At 45.4% G+C, this 15,957-nt stretch carries 15 protein-coding genes and 1 tRNA gene; 7 read left to right on the top strand and 9 right to left on the bottom strand.

Going from position 1 to position 15,957, the window contains the following annotated elements; all coding sequences use genetic code 11:
* Nucleotides 1–260 precede the first annotated feature (260 nt).
* Together ACQ4M5_RS11510 and ACQ4M5_RS11505 are read right to left on the bottom strand one after the other, a co-directional pair.
* Nucleotides 261–1,478 (bottom strand): DNA cytosine methyltransferase, encoded by a 1,218-nt coding sequence (locus tag ACQ4M5_RS11510; RefSeq protein WP_430675752.1) that lies wholly within the window; start codon nt 1,476–1,478, stop codon nt 261–263.
* Nucleotides 1,478–2,302 carry a phospholipase D-like domain-containing protein gene (locus ACQ4M5_RS11505; RefSeq protein WP_430675751.1) on the bottom strand — a complete coding sequence of 275 codons (825 nt, stop codon included), beginning with the start codon at nt 2,300–2,302 and terminating at the stop codon, nt 1,478–1,480. Before ACQ4M5_RS11505 ends, ACQ4M5_RS11510 begins: the two co-directional genes overlap by 1 nt.
* Before the next feature lie 162 nt (nt 2,303–2,464).
* Between ACQ4M5_RS11505 and ACQ4M5_RS11500 the strand changes: the two genes are divergently transcribed.
* Entirely contained in the window at nt 2,465–2,944 is a 480-nt protein-coding gene (locus tag ACQ4M5_RS11500) for an RNaseH domain-containing protein (RefSeq protein ID WP_430675750.1), read from the top strand.
* 233 nt (nt 2,945–3,177) lie between these two features.
* Here ACQ4M5_RS11500 and ACQ4M5_RS11495 read toward each other — a convergent pair whose 3' ends face one another.
* The gene (locus ACQ4M5_RS11495; RefSeq protein ID WP_430675749.1) at nt 3,178–4,398 is read right to left on the bottom strand and encodes an Arm DNA-binding domain-containing protein; all 1,221 of its coding nucleotides are present in this window, start codon (nt 4,396–4,398) and stop codon (nt 3,178–3,180) included.
* Between the two features lie 385 nt (nt 4,399–4,783).
* On the opposite strand from ACQ4M5_RS11495, the gene ACQ4M5_RS11490 reads away from it, so the two are divergent.
* Nucleotides 4,784–6,034 (top strand): tyrosine-type recombinase/integrase, encoded by a 1,251-nt coding sequence (locus ACQ4M5_RS11490; RefSeq protein WP_430675748.1) that lies wholly within the window; start codon nt 4,784–4,786, stop codon nt 6,032–6,034.
* 466 nt (nt 6,035–6,500) lie between these two features.
* Here the strand turns inward: ACQ4M5_RS11490 and ACQ4M5_RS11485 are convergent, their stop codons facing one another.
* The 4 genes from ACQ4M5_RS11485 to ACQ4M5_RS11470 form a co-directional block, all read right to left on the bottom strand.
* Nucleotides 6,501–7,196: a hypothetical protein gene (locus tag ACQ4M5_RS11485; protein ID WP_430675747.1), complete on the bottom strand. Its 696-nt coding sequence runs from the start codon at nt 7,194–7,196 to the stop codon at nt 6,501–6,503.
* A gap of 659 nt (nt 7,197–7,855) precedes the next feature.
* Nucleotides 7,856–8,146 (bottom strand): hypothetical protein, encoded by a 291-nt coding sequence (locus ACQ4M5_RS11480; protein WP_430675746.1) that lies wholly within the window; start codon nt 8,144–8,146, stop codon nt 7,856–7,858.
* A 4-nt stretch (nt 8,147–8,150) separates the two neighbouring features.
* Nucleotides 8,151–8,513: a hypothetical protein gene (locus tag ACQ4M5_RS11475; protein ID WP_430675745.1), complete on the bottom strand. Its 363-nt coding sequence runs from the start codon at nt 8,511–8,513 to the stop codon at nt 8,151–8,153.
* A 315-nt stretch (nt 8,514–8,828) separates the two neighbouring features.
* Nucleotides 8,829–8,915: transfer RNA gene (locus ACQ4M5_RS11470), tRNA-Ser, on the bottom strand.
* A 49-nt stretch (nt 8,916–8,964) separates the two neighbouring features.
* On the opposite strand from ACQ4M5_RS11470, the gene ACQ4M5_RS11465 reads away from it, so the two are divergent.
* Genes ACQ4M5_RS11465 through ACQ4M5_RS11455 form a run of 3 tightly spaced genes read left to right on the top strand, consistent with a single transcriptional unit; the run spans nt 8,965 to nt 11,678 of the window.
* Entirely contained in the window at nt 8,965–10,065 is a 1,101-nt protein-coding gene (locus tag ACQ4M5_RS11465) for an aspartate carbamoyltransferase catalytic subunit (RefSeq protein ID WP_430675744.1), read from the top strand.
* A gap of 4 nt (nt 10,066–10,069) precedes the next feature.
* Entirely contained in the window at nt 10,070–11,185 is a 1,116-nt protein-coding gene (locus ACQ4M5_RS11460) for an anhydro-N-acetylmuramic acid kinase (protein WP_430675743.1), read from the top strand.
* Nucleotides 11,186–11,231: 46 nt separating this feature from the next.
* Nucleotides 11,232–11,678, top strand: a complete 447-nt coding sequence (locus ACQ4M5_RS11455; protein WP_430675742.1) for a hypothetical protein — start codon at nt 11,232–11,234, stop codon at nt 11,676–11,678.
* Nucleotides 11,679–11,892: 214 nt separating this feature from the next.
* Here the strand turns inward: ACQ4M5_RS11455 and thrC are convergent, their stop codons facing one another.
* Nucleotides 11,893–13,005: a threonine synthase gene (gene thrC / locus ACQ4M5_RS11450; RefSeq protein ID WP_430675778.1), complete on the bottom strand. Its 1,113-nt coding sequence runs from the start codon at nt 13,003–13,005 to the stop codon at nt 11,893–11,895.
* Between the two features lie 234 nt (nt 13,006–13,239).
* Between thrC and ACQ4M5_RS11445 the strand changes: the two genes are divergently transcribed.
* Complete coding sequence (locus ACQ4M5_RS11445; RefSeq protein ID WP_430675741.1) at nt 13,240–13,458, top strand: hypothetical protein; 219 nt, start codon at nt 13,240–13,242, stop codon at nt 13,456–13,458.
* A 137-nt stretch (nt 13,459–13,595) separates the two neighbouring features.
* Entirely contained in the window at nt 13,596–14,207 is a 612-nt protein-coding gene (locus ACQ4M5_RS11440) for a low-complexity tail membrane protein (protein WP_430675740.1), read from the top strand.
* Between the two features lie 154 nt (nt 14,208–14,361).
* Here ACQ4M5_RS11440 and ACQ4M5_RS11435 read toward each other — a convergent pair whose 3' ends face one another.
* Nucleotides 14,362–15,783: an NADP-dependent isocitrate dehydrogenase gene (locus ACQ4M5_RS11435; protein ID WP_430675739.1), complete on the bottom strand. Its 1,422-nt coding sequence runs from the start codon at nt 15,781–15,783 to the stop codon at nt 14,362–14,364.
* Nucleotides 15,784–15,957: the final 174 nt, after the last annotated feature.

Below are 15,957 nucleotides of genomic sequence, written 5' to 3'. Positions count from 1 at the left end.
ACATTGTCAAAGTTAAACGATAGCTGGATGCTTCCATCCGCCGAATGGTTCTTGGCTTCCAGTCGCCTCCTAGCCATCTTCTACACCCTGATACTCTCGAAATGTGACTCACTCAAAGAATGCCCCTCTGCCTTTGCTGAAATGACAAGTAGCAAAAAGTACAGGCGCTATTAATTATGCTAAATATCGTATTTTGAGAGCGACTGCGAAGGTAGGCAAGCTTTATTGTTACTTTAAATACCTCATCCGATTCGTAAACTTCAGGACATTTCACTGAGAAAATCTAGCTGGTGTAGAAGTCCATTCATGATTCCTGTTGCGACTAGCGGCGGTACAGCATTCCCGATCGCGCAGGCAGATGAGTGGTAAGCTTGTCCTAGCTTGAATTTGTCAGGAAATCCCATTAATCGCGCCAATTCACGCGGCGAGAGTGTTCTTTCTGACTGGTAGTGATAGGCGAAATCTGCATGTCCCTGAACCGTTGGGCTGTGTCCTTCAGGCAACAAGCGACGGTACGCACTGTAATGACGACGTTGGAGAATTCCACTGGTTGGATCGTGCGGAATTTTGAACAGTAAGGGTTGCGGTAGATCCTGCCAGTTTCCACCTGGCATAATCGCTTCGAGTCGTTCTCTGGTTTCTGGACGAATACGCGGTACTCGATGTCCATCTGGTTTTCGGGCACCTTGCCTTGCCCATTTTTGGTAGGCACTCTGAGCGGGGGTTGCATAGGGGAGTTTATCTTCACCGGAGCCAGCGTCAAGAAGCGGCAAATCCGATAGAGCTTGAGATGCACTGACGAGGCGAGTATCGTTCGGATCAAGAAGCTGCGATCGCCAAGGTTCAGGCAACTTGGTGTGGTAGCTGACCTGCACCTGAGTCGTGTCTCGATGCCACCAAAATAGTTGCGAAGGAATGTCCAGTCCTCTTGAAATAACAGGGGTTCGTCCTAAATCCCATCTGAACCCCACGACAAAGAGCCGTGATCGTCGTGAAGGAGTTCCAAAATTTGCGGCTTCTATGATCGCATGGCTGACTCGATATCTGTTCCGCCCTCGCAACCGACTGAGAAATTTTGGAAATATTTGAAAATGGGCAAGCTGAGGAACATTTTCGTAGACAAAAAATAGCGGATTAATTTCACGCACAATTTCTGCAAATTGTATTGCAAGACGATTGTGGGGATCAGACTGAGTGTTCTGACCATTCCGAATTTGCGTAAAGCCCCGGCAAGGACTGCCGCCAACAACAATGTCTACGCCACCATAAAAGGCAATTTTTTCGAGTAGATCCCGAACATTCGATGCCTGAGAAAGATCCAATCTCAGCGGATGTGTCTCTTTAAAGTTCTTTTGATAGAGTTCAAGCGCAGGTTGATGATAATCTACTGCCCACACAGGCTTTACGATGCCAGTCGCTTGCACTCCCCACGATAAGCCGCCCATGCCGCAGAACAAATCCAACGCTGTTAAACTCATCAAAGCGTCTCCAGCAGAATGGGTTCGGATTGGGCAGCCAACAATCGGAGCAAAGGCATGAGTTGCTGTTGAATGATCACTCCTTCCACCAATACGCCGATTTCGACTGCATTTGACAAACCACTATCCGTCCAGTTTGCTGAACCGATATAGGCTTCGAATTCATCACGGACAATCACTTTAGAGTGAAAAGTTTGACGTACCATCCTTTCGTTGGAATCAAAGCTGTAGGCTTTCAATCGAGATAATTGTGATGCTGGCACAAGGCTACAAAGCTTTCTGAGAATGGGTAGCACAAACTCTCGACCACCAGGGGTTGCTTTCCTGAGAAGGAGTCGAATGGTGATATTTTGTTGTAGACGCGCAGCCACAAGGTCGATCAGACTGGCGACTTGGGAACTGTCAGCACTGAAGAAGGGGTTCACGATCCAAACGGTTTGAGTTGCAGAAAGAATTAAATCACGAAATACGGCTTCAGTGTGACGAATTTTGCTTCGGTTTATCCAATCTGGTTCAGTTAGCACAAGCTGAAGTTTAGGAGTGCGATTTTCACTGTCTGCAAGTGCCCACATAGCGCCCTGCACTTGGCTGACGAAAAGCCGGAAACCCTTTAGGTCGAGAATTTTTCCGTCATGATCGCAAAGCTCTAACTGTTTCAACCAGGTGCGTAAGGCGTTGGCTCTTGCTGGGTCAATTGAAGCAGCGAGTTGTTCATCCTGTACAACTGATTCCAATAGAACCAAACCCTGTGAGGCTTGATTGAGCATTCTGGCGACTCGCACTACAAGAGCCGAGTAATTTTCCGTTGAGAAATCACGTTCCATTTTTAACGCACCAGCATCAGCGAACGATTATTACCTCAGTATGTATTCTGTAATCCCTTCAGCTTAATCGTTCTTTGATATCACGCACTCCTGACAGAAAGAAATGCCCCTCATATAGAACTCATTTGGCATCTTTTTGAGATGGGGTAAAATCAAAAATAAATGCCGTACTCCAGTAGTTTAAGCGATCAAGAATGGGCAATCATTGAACCCTTGCTACCGTTATCAAATTTCAATCGTTATTCTGGGCTATTTCATAATCCTGATTTTAGTAGCGCAGTGTTTTCAGTCGGGCGTTCTCCACAATCCGCAAAACGTCCAACCGCCTTCCGAAAACGCGATCGCATGGATAAACCTGGTTGGAATCAATCAGCACTGGAAATTCAATGGCTGTGTTTGCAGCCTGGTGATGATTCCGTGGATTGGTCGATTGTGGTTCATCGTCTACGCGACTCTTCTCCCTTCCTCGATCCAGAAATGGCGACCGCGTTACCGCAACCGCTTCATCAAGCAACCCATTTCCGAGCCTACATCACGCGAATGGAGTTTGAGGAAGAGGAGGTAAGCGAAGAATTAGAAATCGATGATGAGGATGCAGACGAAGAGGGCATTTCATCGCTAGAACAATTAAGTCTGTTTTAAAAGGCAGAAATAAAGCCTTGACTTCAATAGGTAAAAATGGGTTCTCATTGAAATGCCGTTATTGTAGCGCTTCTCTGAAACGGCTCAGTAGTAAGTTGGAATAGAATTTTCGTTCGGAAATTCAGGAGATTTAGCAGGTGAGGCTTCTAGAAAACAAAATCAGAAAGGAGCTATCTGCTGATATCACTTTGTGCTTCTGACGTGCTATCTCTGCTGATGTCCGAGCGATCGCATTAGATCTCAGCCGCACCGAGATGAGATAGATCGCCCATGTAATGCTTTTCAATCACGTTAGCTCGGTTTCCAACCCATCTTGCGATCGTCGTCGGACTCTTCCCCGCCTCAATCTGAAGCGTAATGAAAGTATGCCGAGTTTGATACTGCGGACGGTAGTGGTCAATCTTCCCCTCCTTCGCCAACTTGGTCACAATGCCATCGAACCGTTTACCGTGATTCTTGCAGCCTTTCCAGACATTTGCGTTGAACGAATGAGAGTTGATTAACTTTCCAGTGACGGAAGTAAAGACTGGGGATTCTGGATCGCAGTCAGCAGGCTTGATGCTCTGCAACAGTTCAATCAGCTTAGGCAGAGAAAACAGTGGAAATTTTCTCGCTCTCTTGGTCTTCGTACATTTCCGAATGCCTTTGGAGGAGACATTGACTACGGCTTCTGAAAAGATGATGTGCTGGAAATCAGGAGTGATATGTTTCCATTGCAAGCCCACCGCTTCAGAGGTTCTTGCGCCTGTCCAAAATAGGAATTTGACAAACGGCGCGTAGTGCTTGAAGTGCCGATGGTTCTCGAAGGCAGCAATCACAGTTTCCATCTCTTCTTTTGAGAAGCTGTCAATATCTTTTAGCTGCTCAGTGTCGCTGTGTCTGAAATCCTCCCGCATTTCGGCAAAGGGATTTTCAGGAATCAGTTTGCTTCGCAGTGCCCATTTGCAGCAAGCGTTGAATTGCACCCAGATGCGGTGGGCAGTGTAACCCGAATTGTTTTCGAGTAGGTGATCTCGGATTGCGATCGCATCCTCCAATTCAACCGTCGGCAACTTCTGAATATGACCCGTCACCCTTGCATAATTGAGCTTCATCGTCGTTTCGCTCACCTTCTTCGATCGCACTTCCTTGTACCGCTCCCACAGTTGAGCAAGATCAACCTCTGGCTTTGCCTTCGGTTTCACCGCTTCAACAACCGTGAGAGTCGGTGCTTTTGGCTTGCCATACTTTTCCAGCGTGTAATCGAATCGTTCCAGCGCGATGTCAGACTCGATCAGTTTTGCTTTTGCCTCAGCCATCCTGCGATTTACATCCGTGTCAGATAGCCCTAGCGTCAAATACTTTTGTTTGCCTCCAAACAATTGCCGAGGAAGCCGCAACCTTAGCCGACCTTGAAAGACCTCGACACTCACAGAACCTTTGAAAGATTTGCCTGAATTAGCTTGGCTGTACATAATATTTATCCCAATGAAGAATACGAACGTACTCACCCTTGTCCAGACAAATATCACGTCCAAATTTCATAGTCAAACCATAGTCAAAAGGTGTCCAAAGACCTCTAAAAATACCCAATCGATCGCCTAAAAAGAAACTCCCGAAGTTTCGGGGGTTCTCTGAAAGCCTTGCTATATCTGCTCTTTAGAACGGAGAGAGAGGGATTCGAACCCTCGGTAAGTTGCCCTACACAGCATTTCCAGTGCTGTGTTAAAAGCGACCTTCTACGCCACTGTAGAAGACTTTCAGATTACAAAAAGATTAAAAATTATAAAACTTAAACCAATTTTTAAACCAATTGAGTATATTGGGGCTGAAACTTAAACCAATTCATTCGAGGGAATTATGGTTGCCAGTACAAGTAATGAGTTCAAATACTTATCGGTTATCACGATGAATAACAAGCAGTATGGAACCTTCTATCAAGCAAGACTGATATCAAAGATGGGCAGAAAGACGATCGGTTTAGGTAGCGATCGTATTCAGGCTCTTAATCTCGCTTTGATGGTAGATGAGGAGATTCATCGGTTAACCACAAATGAGCTACCGATCGAGTTGGATACCTTGAAAGCTATGGTTGAAAACCAGAAAGAGGCAACCAAGCTAAAGAAAGAGAAGGGAATCAGACTTATTGAAAAAGACTCTCTAGCTGCACTTTGGGATAAATACGTCAAGTTTCATAGAGCGATATCGGATGAGGATGATGGTTGGGGAGAGGTATATTACCTAACTCACATCAAAACAGTGACCAGTTTGATTGATCGTTGTCCAGTACAAAAACTAGAACACAAACATGAGTTGATCGAATGGCTGTTTGGCGATGAAAAACGTACTAAGAAAACAAGTCAAGACAGATTAAAGCTGATTGTTGCTGCAATTGATTGGAATTCTAAACAAGGCAATATCCCTAGAAAGTGGGGCATTGAATACAGGGATTTACTCCTTAGCATTGTTGGTAACGGTAAAAAGAAAAAGAAAAAATCAAAGATTCAAGATGAGGACGATATCGATATCTTCAGTATCAAGGAAATCTATCAGATCTTAGAAGCGTTGAAAGACGATACCTATTCACGATGCAGAGGAAAGCATAAACAGTATTACCTGTACGCTTATTTCCTCTTTCTCACTGGATGTAGACCTAATGAAGCAGTGGCGCTTAAATGGGAAAATGTTGATCTAGTCAAGAAGAAAATAAAATTCCTTGAAGGTGAGGTAAACGCAAGTGGAACAATCGTTAAAAAGCAGGGAACTAAAACTGTAAACAGCAGGCTCTTTCCTATTACTAGAGAGATAGAAAACCTGTTAAAGTCAATCCCTCATCGTAAAGGCTACGTATTTCTGAACGATCGCGGTAAGGCAATCAGTCAGCAGTCTTTCTGTCGTATCTGGCGGTTAGTACTAGAGTGTATGAATATCAGACACCGCGTGCCTTATCAGTTACGACACAGCATGATTTCTTATTACGCTAACAATGATTATCCGGTTCACAAACTCGCTGAAATTTGCGGTAATTCAGAGAAGATTATTAAGGAGCATTATCTAAGGTTGAATGTTGAGAAAATCAATCTGCCTGAGATTAATCTTGAAGACATCTAATCTCTGAAATCATCAAAATCAAAAGACCTCTAGAGACACTACTTTAGAGGTCTTTTTTATTATGGTCAAGACAATCTAGGTTAATCAGAATACTTGCTGTGTATGGCTTCTGATGCTTGGTTTGCATTCTATTGCTTGTTTATGTCTTATTACTGGTTGTGTTCCTACCCTTGGGCTAAATAATTCAATTCTTCAATTCAATTATTCTCAGCTAAACAGATTAGGTGTGATTAGATTCTGTCCTTTGTGCTGAAAAGTTCATCTATGAAGTTCAACTTTCTTACAGAGCAGTGTCTCTCTCTGACTACTGCATTCACTTTGATGTTTAATAGAATCACTATGAGTAAATCTATATTGTGTTTCTCCTAGTGGTCATTGATGTGTTCTTTCAGGGAGTAGCGACAAAATAACCCTCTCTAGATTCAGGTTTAGAGAGGGTTTTCTGTAATTTCGTGAAATGCACACTTCACTTTTTGTAGTTGTAGGGTTGCTCTTGTAGCGGTGTGTTGTCACAGGGAATACAAGCAAGTTCAAGCCCTTGTTTACCCGAAGTATTCGCGCCACATCTAGGACATACATATTTCCAGCGTTTACCGTTTTTTGAGTCATTCGGTATCTGTGCCGCTGCATTCCTTGGCTTGATCGAGAGTTTTAGATCCTTCTTGTGTTCTTTCATAAATCGCTCAAATCTCCCGCCTTGTTCAATCGATAAACTCACTGAATGACCTACTTCACTTCCTTCTCTCTCCCTATCATTGCTTGTAGGAATCAAGCCTAATTCTTTAGCCTTCGTCGCAAACTCCTTATTGTAGTAACCTTTTTTCGGTTTCGTCTTTCCGAATTCACACTGCCATACACGAATCATTTGGCGAACAAACTCTATACAAAAGTTAGTCATGTCCTTGGCTATGAGATTTTCATCGGTTAGCAATTCGTGATGATTCTTCCTAGACTGCGATCTCTCCCACTTCTCCTCTAGAAATAATCCGTCATCGCTCAGTTTATGCCTCAAGCCAAGGTAGACATCACGTGGGAGTCTGCCCTCAAAAAATTCTTGATCGAATAAGTTATAAATTCCTTGTAGCTCTGCCGACACTAGCATTGTAATGCTCATAACTAATTCATTTCTACTTAACATTTCATTAAAAAGTGTAATGCGCATTTCACAAAATGAGAAACTTAAGTAATCAGAAAATTACAAACTTAGGAATTAATTTGCAACTAAAAGGGAACTCCAGAATTACCAGAGTTCCCGCTACGAAATGTTTGAATTAGTTATACCAACAGGATAACACTGAAGAATATAACAAGACACTTTATCGTCAATTTATTTATAATACTAGAACGAACGCTGAGAGGATTACGGATACGAGTACGATAGCTCTAAAATCTCTCTCAGTAATTACAGAACTAGAATCGGCTTAACACGCTCCGAGAGCCGCTTAGATGAACATCACTGCAATGTAGTACCTATTAGGTTCTACCTTCTCTGAGCAGTAGCGCATACTCTTTTAGCCAAATTTGAAACTGTTCTCGTAAGAACATATTTGACGTTTCATAGAGTTTTTGATAATAATTCCAGTTCAGTGACTCTCAGAGTAAACAGTTTATGACCGCATACGCTAATAGCTTCTCTAATCAAGTGAGAATAGCCTGTAATCACTTCTGAGAATGGCAAGGGTATGAATCTATCTCTCTGAAGGTGAGAAGCGGTTAGAGGGCAGATGCAAGGGAGTAAGGAGAATTCAACGAAGGACGATCGCACAAAAAAAGGTAGAGATGAACCCTACCCTTTATGGTTTCTTGGAATGCGATCGCGCTTTAACTGGCAATAGGGAGAACGATCGGTACTGGTTCATAGAACAGAATCACAACCGCATCAAATCTACTGCTTTGAGTTGGTTTATGGACTTCGTGCCCTACCAGTTTCCAATGGTGGATCTCTTGTTCGTTGTCTTCATCGTCGTAGAGAACTCCAGTTTCTTCAAGGATGGAATGACGTTTTTTCACATCTGCGATAAATGACTCTACAGAGGAGTACCCCGCATAGAGTCTTCCGAGTTCAACATTGCAACGATCGGTATTTGGCTCTCGATTACATAGGATTCTCATGTGATTAACCCTTGATGTGACATTGTTTTCTGGTGTGATCAAACCAATGATCGCGTCCTGCTGCTAATCGATGGCAGTGCCATTCACTTTTAGCGGAAAAGATGCCCCATTCGTCATGATCTTCGGGGTCTTCAAGGTTGTCATAGTGCCTTACGCCAGTGGCTTGATTCTGCCACACGTAGTAGACAATTCCGCCAATAGTAGCGACACCAACGAAAATACAACCTACTCCCGTAGAACAGAGTAAAGGTGCTGCTACAGCGGGATTGGCATCAGCTTTCTTGATATAGGGAACTAGGGAAGTGCTGACAGTGAGAAGTGCGATCGACAAAGTGAGAAGCCGATCGACTTTGAAAGATTGCTTCATAATGACTTAGCTCTGTGGCTATACGGTTAGCGACAGGGTTAGGACTGAGGGAGTATTAGCCGTACTCTCTTAGTCCGTTTCTGTATTGAGAGGATTTTACCAGAGTAGGATCAGACGTTCTAGATAAAAGTTGAATTATTTAATTGAATTATTGTGTAGAACAGGCAAGAGAAGATTTTATAGATAAAAAGCTATGACTAGATCTGGTTTAATCAATAAATCTCTATTGAACCAAAGCTTAAACCAATCCGCCAAATAATAAAGGTTCCAGGATTTTTTGAGAATCGCTAGAACCTTTACTGTGTAAGAAGAAAGCGGAGAGACAGGGATTTGAACCCTGGAAGAAGTCACCCCCTTACAGCATTTCCAGTGCTGCGCCTTAAACCGCTCGGCCATCTCTCCAAGTCACAGGATTTATATCATACCAAAACTTTGTAGTTTGTAAATCTTTTTGATTTCGATCGAGGTTGAAGCCGTCGATCGCGCTAGATTTCAAGTCGATGCTGTGTCATTTTGCGGTATGAATAGTGAGTCATGCCCTCAGTTGACGTGCTATATGAGTTGGAATCGTCGCCATGTTCTCTCGCTTGCTGATTTCACGCCTGCGGAATATGATACCGTTCTGCAAACTGCAAGTAGTTTTCGGGAAGTCCTAACGCGCCGCACCAAGAAAGTGCCCACGCTGCAAGGGCAAGTGGTGGCGAATCTGTTTTTTGAACCTTCGACCCGGACTCGGAGTAGTTTTGAGCTTGCTGCAAAGCGATTATCGGCAGATACCTTGAATTTTGCTGCCAGTACGTCTTCGATTACGAAAGGGGAAACGATTCTCGATACGGCAAAAACGTATTTGGCAATGGGAACGGACATGATGGTGATTCGCCATAAAGAAGCGGGAGTGCCACAGGCGATCGCAGATGAGATGGATCGCTTAAATGTCAAAGTTGGGGTGCTGAATGCGGGAGATGGACAGCACGAACATCCATCTCAGGCATTGTTGGATCTGTTTACGATTTGTTCGTTGATTGATGTGGAAAAACCTCGATCGACATTATTAGAAGGAAAGAAGATTGCCATCGTGGGAGATATCCTGCATTCGAGAGTGGCTCGATCAAATATTTGGAGTTTGACTGCAAGTGGCGCAGAAGTTCATTTGGCTGCACCTCCGACTTTGTTGCCAAAAGAATTCGCTTCGTTCGTGAAAGAGAGTAATCCAGAAATTTCTCGCCAGTTATTCATTCACTGGACATTAGAACCTGCGTTAATTGATGCGGATTTTGTCATGACTTTGCGATTGCAGAAAGAACGAATGACGAGTTACTTACTGCCGAGTTTGCGCGAGTATCATCAACAGTTTGGAATTACCCGCGATCGTCTAAAACTCTGTAATCCGGATGTGAGAGTCTTACATCCGGGTCCGGTCAATCGGGGAGTCGAAATTAGTTCGGATTTGATGGATGATCCGGTACTAAGTTTGATTTCTCAACAAGTTACGAGCGGGGTCGCAGTGCGGATGGCGCTACTGTACTTAATGGGAGGCGGCAAAGTCGGATAGTTCTATGCGTGTAATTGGTTTAATGAGCGGAACCTCGATCGATGGAATTGATGCCGCATTAGTCGAGATTTCTGGTTCTACTGATGATCTACAAGCAACTTTGATTGCAGGCGAAACTTATCCTTATCCGGCTCAAGTGCGCGATCGTATTCTCGCAATTTGTAGTGGAGCGGCTGTGTCGATCGTGGAACTCGCAGAACTCGATGATGAGATTGCTGAACAATTCGCCCAAGCTGCTCTGCGAATTCAAGCGAATCAAACACCAGCCGTTCTAATTGGATCACATGGGCAAACAGTGTTTCATCGACCTCCAGCAGATCGATTGGGCTATAGTTTACAGCTTGGACGTGGAGCCGCGATCGCACATCGAACAAAGATTGCCACGATTAGTAACTTTAGAGCCGCAGATATCGCGATCGGGGGACAAGGTGCGCCGTTAGTTCCGCCCATTGATGCAGCTTTACTGAGACACCCGATCGAGCATTGCTGTGTCCAAAATATTGGTGGAATTGGCAATGTGACTTATTTACCGCCTGCGAAATCAGGATTGCCGATTCGAGGATGGGATACGGGACCTGGCAATATGCTGATCGATTTGGCAGTCGCACGATTTTCTGATCAGAAATACGATCGAGATGGCATTTGGGCAGCGAGTGGAACTCCAAATCAAGCATTGGTCGATCGCTGGTTACAACAAGACTTTTTCCAACAATCGCCCCCAAAATCGACCGGACGCGAACAGTTTGGATCTGAGTATCTAGAAGCTTGTTTGAGAGATGCAGAAGATCTCAGTCCAGCAGATATTTTGGCAACCTTAACGGAATTGACCGCAGCCTCGATCGCTCACAGTTACAAAACATTTTTACCGCAATTACCCGATCGTATTCTTATGTGTGGCGGCGGCAGTCGGAATACGTATCTCAAATCTCGAATTCAAGCGTTATTACCGGATAGCCAAGTAATCACAACCGATGAAGCGGGATTGAATGCGGACTTTAAAGAAGCGATCGCATTTGCGATTCTGGCGTATTGGCGATATCACGAAATTCCTGGTAATCTCCCGGAGGTCACAGGCGCACCTAAATCCGTACTTTTAGGGGAAATTCACCACGTAGGGTAAAAGACCCGCGTGGTAGCATGGGGAGCCAATCAGCCGAGAACTCGCCGTGAACCATACGTTTTTAATGGAACCAGGACGTTGGACGCTCCAGGGAAATTGGCTAGAGCGAGAAGGACTCCCGATCGCTCTTAAAGGAAAACTACTCGTCGCTTGGAGCCGTGACGACTGGTTTACGCTGATTACAAAACTGACTTTTCCGAATGACGATCGCGAAGAGATTACCCTGCAATATCGCGGGCGATTGGACACAGGCGATCGACGCTATACGTTTGTGCTGCAACACAGTTTGTTAGGGCGGATTGAAGGAGAAGGCTGGATCGCGCCAGAGTCTTTGGTGCAGCGGCATTGGGTTTTGGGCGATCGACAACGACGCAGCGGCTTTGAGACGATGTATCGGGTGAATGACGATCGATATTATTTATCCAGTACGATGCTGACGGGACACGCGCTTACCAGCATGATGGAGGCGACGTTAGAACGACAACCGGATTGATCAGCAACTGTAGAGACGCGAAATGTATAGCAGTAGAAGTTTAGATTAGGATATCCTCGAAGTTGCCCCCAAACCCCCAATTCTGGGGGCTTAAGACTCTTGCTCCCCCAAACTTGGGGGCTGGGGGGCGATCTAGAAGTGTCCTAACTGAAATAAGTACGGCTATAGTAGTTCTAATCGCGTCTCTATTTAGATTTTGGGTAACAACGATCGATTAAAATCCCATCGCGCCTGCGACCGAACTCAAATCCGGATCGACTCCCTGTTTGAAATTGTTCTCGCTGAATTTAATCGCTGAGTCCGGATCTTTCAATCCATTGCCCGTCAAGACACAAACCACGGTTGCTCCAGTTGGAACTTGATCCTTCACCTTCAGCAATCCGGCGACCGATGCCGCACTTGCAGGCTCACAGAAAATTCCTTCATTCGCTGCTAAGAGGCGATACGCTGACAAGATTTCTTCATCTGTCACCGCATTAAAGCTACTTTGACTAGCATCTCGAACCGCGATCGCTCGATTCCAATTCGCGGGATTCCCAATCCGAATCGCAGTCGCCAAGGTTTCAGGATGCGTGAATGGTTCCCCATGTACCAATGGAGCCGCTCCTGCCGCCTGAAATCCCATCATTTTCGGCAATTTCGACGATCGACCTTCTTGGTGATATTGAGTAAATCCCATCCAGTACGCGCTGATATTTCCAGCATTTCCCACCGGAATACACAGCCAATCCGGAGCATCTCCCAACACGTCCACCACTTCAAAGGCTGCGGTTTTCTGTCCTTCCAGACGATAGGGATTCACCGAATTTACGAGTGTCACCGGATAGTTCTGTGACATCTCCCGCACGATTTCTAACGCTCGATCGAAGTTTCCTTTAATCGATAAAACTTCTGCACCATATAACAATGCTTGCGCCAATTTACCCAAGGCAACATAGCCATCTGGAATCAACACAAACGCCCGCATTCCACCTCGACGGGCATAAGCCGCCGCTGCTGCTGACGTGTTCCCAGTACTCGCACAAATGACAGCTTCTGCTCCTACTTCCTTCGCTTTCGAGATCGCCATCGTCATGCCCCGATCCTTGAAGCTTCCAGTCGGGTTCAATCCGTCATACTTTACATAGACTTGAACTTGGCGACCGATTTCGTGAGCGATCGCGGGAACCGGAATCAGCGGCGTATTGCCTTCGTGTAGCGTCACAACCGGAGTTTGGTCGGTCACAGGCAAGTAACGCCGATAGCCGTGAATCAAGCCGCGCCAGGGTTGGACTCTCGGCAGTTCTTCGGACGGAAAGGGGTTTGCAAGAGACAGGCGTAAGGTCACAGGAGTCAATCGTTAAAGGTGAAATACAGTGATGAAGATCCTAGTGTACTGCGTTTGGGAACTCCCGGTTCAGACAGATTGCAATTGTAATCCCTAAGATTTTCTGATTCATCAAATTTCGCCGGAACTGTGGGGATCTGATATCGTCTAGAAGTGAGTGCCAGAATACAAACTTATATGAAGTTTAGGTTAAGATATTCTGGTGGTGTGAGTAAGTACAAATTACTAATCGATATGAACGCTTCAAACGGACAATTTAGTAACGCTGCGGTCTGTGATTCTCAGGCGGGTGCATCAGAAACCAAGATTGTGCAGGAGAAAGTGAAACTTCTCTATCCTGCTGATCAACAGGTCAAGCTTCTCGATTTGCAAGCTGAGGCTGAACTGCTCCTCAAACAGCTTCAAGCCCTCAAACAGCAAAAGACGGAGCGGACGGTTGGATCAATTTCGTAAGAATGACGTGACGGTGGAAGTGGGGAGTAGGGAGTAGCTTTGACAAGTTTCCCCACTCCCTACTCCCCACTTCTTCGTAAGATCGCCGCAGCATTCAGCGATATACTGAGGCAGTCAATTGCTTCGAGCGTTTGGATATGCGATCGTTTTGGGCTGATCCGTATTTGTGGATTCATCTGGCTGGAATTGCCGCCGTTCCGCTGGCGTTGTTGGTTTGCTTGCTAGGACTTGCAGCAGGTGATCCGATTTTGCCGTCTTGGTTGGAATTGGGACTGATCGCCGCTGCGGGAATTGCGCCGATCGCATGGATGCAGATTCAAAAGCCGTTTTATATCTACAGTTTGTTAGCGGTGGCGTTGCGTCCTGAACGATTGACGGAAGCACAGAGAAAGATTTTGGCAATGTTTTTAGTGCGTCGAAATCCAATTGCGGTTGGAGTTGCGGCGGTTGTACTGTTTTTGGTGCTGAAACAAATTTATGCGATCGCACCAATTGCAGAAGGGATTACTCCAATTCCGGGACACGGTTTGGGGTTGATCGTGGCAGCGATCGGGTTTTTTGGGAGTAATTTATTTCTGCAAGTGCCGCTGAGTGTTGCGTTAGTGATGTGGTCGAGTGATGCAGAATTCGCTCAGATTGCACCGATTGAAGTAGCAGAAATTCCTCGGCGATTGTTTGTGTTTGGTCTTCCGGTTAATGCGATCGTGCCTCCGATTCAAGAAGATTCGACGGTTCAGCGATCGCCTTGATACTCAGTCGTGAATTGCATGATTGATCGTGCCCCCTAAATCCCCCAAATTTGGGGGACTTTGAAGCCTGAATCGATTCTGGAATTAGAGAATTTTTCTATCTCAAAGTCCCCCAGAATGGGGGATTTAGGGGGCTTTAAAGCATTTCCTAAGCCTAAAAATTCCGAATAATCGCCTCTGCAAATTCAGAACACTTCAAAGGTTGATCCACAGGCGGCTCCATCAATCGCGCCAAATCGTAAGTCACTTCACGCTGAACGATCGCTTTTCCTAATCCACCTTTGATCAAGTCCGCTGCTTCTTGCCAGCCCATATATTCCAGCATCATTACACCAGACAGAATCAACGAACCCGGATTCACTCGATCGAGTCCTGCGTGTTTCGGTGCAGTTCCATGAGTCGCTTCAAAGATTGCCGAAGAATCACCAATATTTGCACCGGGAGCCATTCCCAATCCACCTGCGATCGCGGCTGCGGCATCAGAAATATAGTCCCCGTTCAAATTCATCGTTGCCAGAATCGAATACTCATCCGGACGGGTCTGAATCTGTTGGAAAATGCTATCCGCAATGCGATCGTTGACCATGACTTTCTCTTTCCATTGCCCATTGCCATGAGTTTCCCAAATGGTATCGAGAACAGACTGAACCTCTTTGCAGATCGAGGCTTGCTTGTCTGGGGTCATCGAATCATAACCCGGATCAATTTGACGAGCATTTTCCTCGATCGACAAATCTGCGTTCTTTTCTTTATTGCTCAGAATCCAAGATTCGCGCTCCGTCACACACTCCGATCGAAACTCCGTTGTCGCCAATTCATAGCCCCAATCTCGAAATGCACCTTCGGTGTACTTCATGATGTTGCCCTTGTGAACCAAAGTCACCGTTTGCTTATTTTTGGGCAATCGAAGCGCGTGTTGGATCGCTCTACGGACTAGACGCTGAGATCCTTTTTTACTAATCGGTTTGATCCCAATCCCAGAATCTAGTGGAATTTGCTTTTTGCCGTGTTCTGGAGTGCTAGGAATCAGATCCTCGTTGAGCAACTTGATTAAGCGATCGCCAATTTCACTTCCCTGTTTCCACTCAATTCCAAGATAGATATCTTCGGTGTTCTCACGATAGATAATCACGTCCAATTTCTCTGGATACCGATGCGGTGAAGGCGTTCCAGCATAGTACTTACAAGGACGAACACACGCATAGAGATCAAAGATTTGGCGTAAGGCAACGTTCAGCGATCGAATGCCACCGCCGATCGGAGTCGTCAAGGGTCCTTTAATCGCCACGCCAAATTCACGAATCGCTGCTAACGAATCTTCAGGTAAATATTGATACGTTCCATATTGTTCGCAAGCTTCATCGCCCACATAGATTTTGAACCAGGTGATTTTGCGCTTTCCGCCGTATGCCCTCTCAATTGCTGCATCAAACACTCGCTGGGAAGCGGGCCACAAGTCTATCCCCGTCCCATCCCCCCGGATGAATGGAATAATCGGATTATCGGGAACGATCGGCGATCCATTCTCAAAGGTGATTGCGGAACCCGTGGTCGGTGGTGTAATTTTTTCGTACATGGTCAAATCGTTCTCAAGTAAGATAGGTTGGGCAACAACGCGCTAGATAGGCTACCAAATTTTGCAGTCTCTTTTCTCGTTTCACGTTGGTGAATCGAACATAAAGATAAGTCTGGAAGTTCGGAATAATCAATCACTGGGATACCATGATAAGGGGAAATTTTCGGTTAAAAA

This window comes from Leptolyngbya sp. AN10 (assembly GCF_050565645.1).
Taxonomy (GTDB): domain Bacteria; phylum Cyanobacteriota; class Cyanobacteriia; order Leptolyngbyales; family Leptolyngbyaceae; genus Leptolyngbya.
The sequence above is the reverse complement of the archived record's forward strand: the minus strand, read 5'-3'. Positions and strand labels throughout refer to the sequence as shown.

Bases quoted from the DNA above. Each gene is read 5' to 3' on its own strand.
- ACQ4M5_RS11505 (WP_430675751.1), bottom strand. From the start codon at position 2,302: ATGGAACGTGATTTCTCAACGGAAAATTACTCGGCTCTTGTAGTGCGA.
- ACQ4M5_RS11460 (WP_430675743.1), top strand. From the start codon at position 10,070: ATGCGTGTAATTGGTTTAATGAGCGGAACCTCGATCGATGGAATTGAT.
- ACQ4M5_RS11500 (WP_430675750.1), top strand. From the start codon at position 2,465: ATGCCGTACTCCAGTAGTTTAAGCGATCAAGAATGGGCAATCATTGAA.
- ACQ4M5_RS11495 (WP_430675749.1), bottom strand. From the start codon at position 4,398: ATGTACAGCCAAGCTAATTCAGGCAAATCTTTCAAAGGTTCTGTGAGT.
- ACQ4M5_RS11475 (WP_430675745.1), bottom strand. From the start codon at position 8,513: ATGAAGCAATCTTTCAAAGTCGATCGGCTTCTCACTTTGTCGATCGCA.
- ACQ4M5_RS11435 (WP_430675739.1), bottom strand. From the start codon at position 15,783: ATGTACGAAAAAATTACACCACCGACCACGGGTTCCGCAATCACCTTT.
- ACQ4M5_RS11445 (WP_430675741.1), top strand. From the start codon at position 13,240: ATGAACGCTTCAAACGGACAATTTAGTAACGCTGCGGTCTGTGATTCT.
- ACQ4M5_RS11480 (WP_430675746.1), bottom strand. From the start codon at position 8,146: ATGAGAATCCTATGTAATCGAGAGCCAAATACCGATCGTTGCAATGTT.
- ACQ4M5_RS11490 (WP_430675748.1), top strand. From the start codon at position 4,784: ATGGTTGCCAGTACAAGTAATGAGTTCAAATACTTATCGGTTATCACG.
- ACQ4M5_RS11440 (WP_430675740.1), top strand. From the start codon at position 13,596: ATGCGATCGTTTTGGGCTGATCCGTATTTGTGGATTCATCTGGCTGGA.
- ACQ4M5_RS11485 (WP_430675747.1), bottom strand. From the start codon at position 7,196: ATGCGCATTACACTTTTTAATGAAATGTTAAGTAGAAATGAATTAGTT.
- ACQ4M5_RS11510 (WP_430675752.1), bottom strand. From the start codon at position 1,478: ATGAGTTTAACAGCGTTGGATTTGTTCTGCGGCATGGGCGGCTTATCG.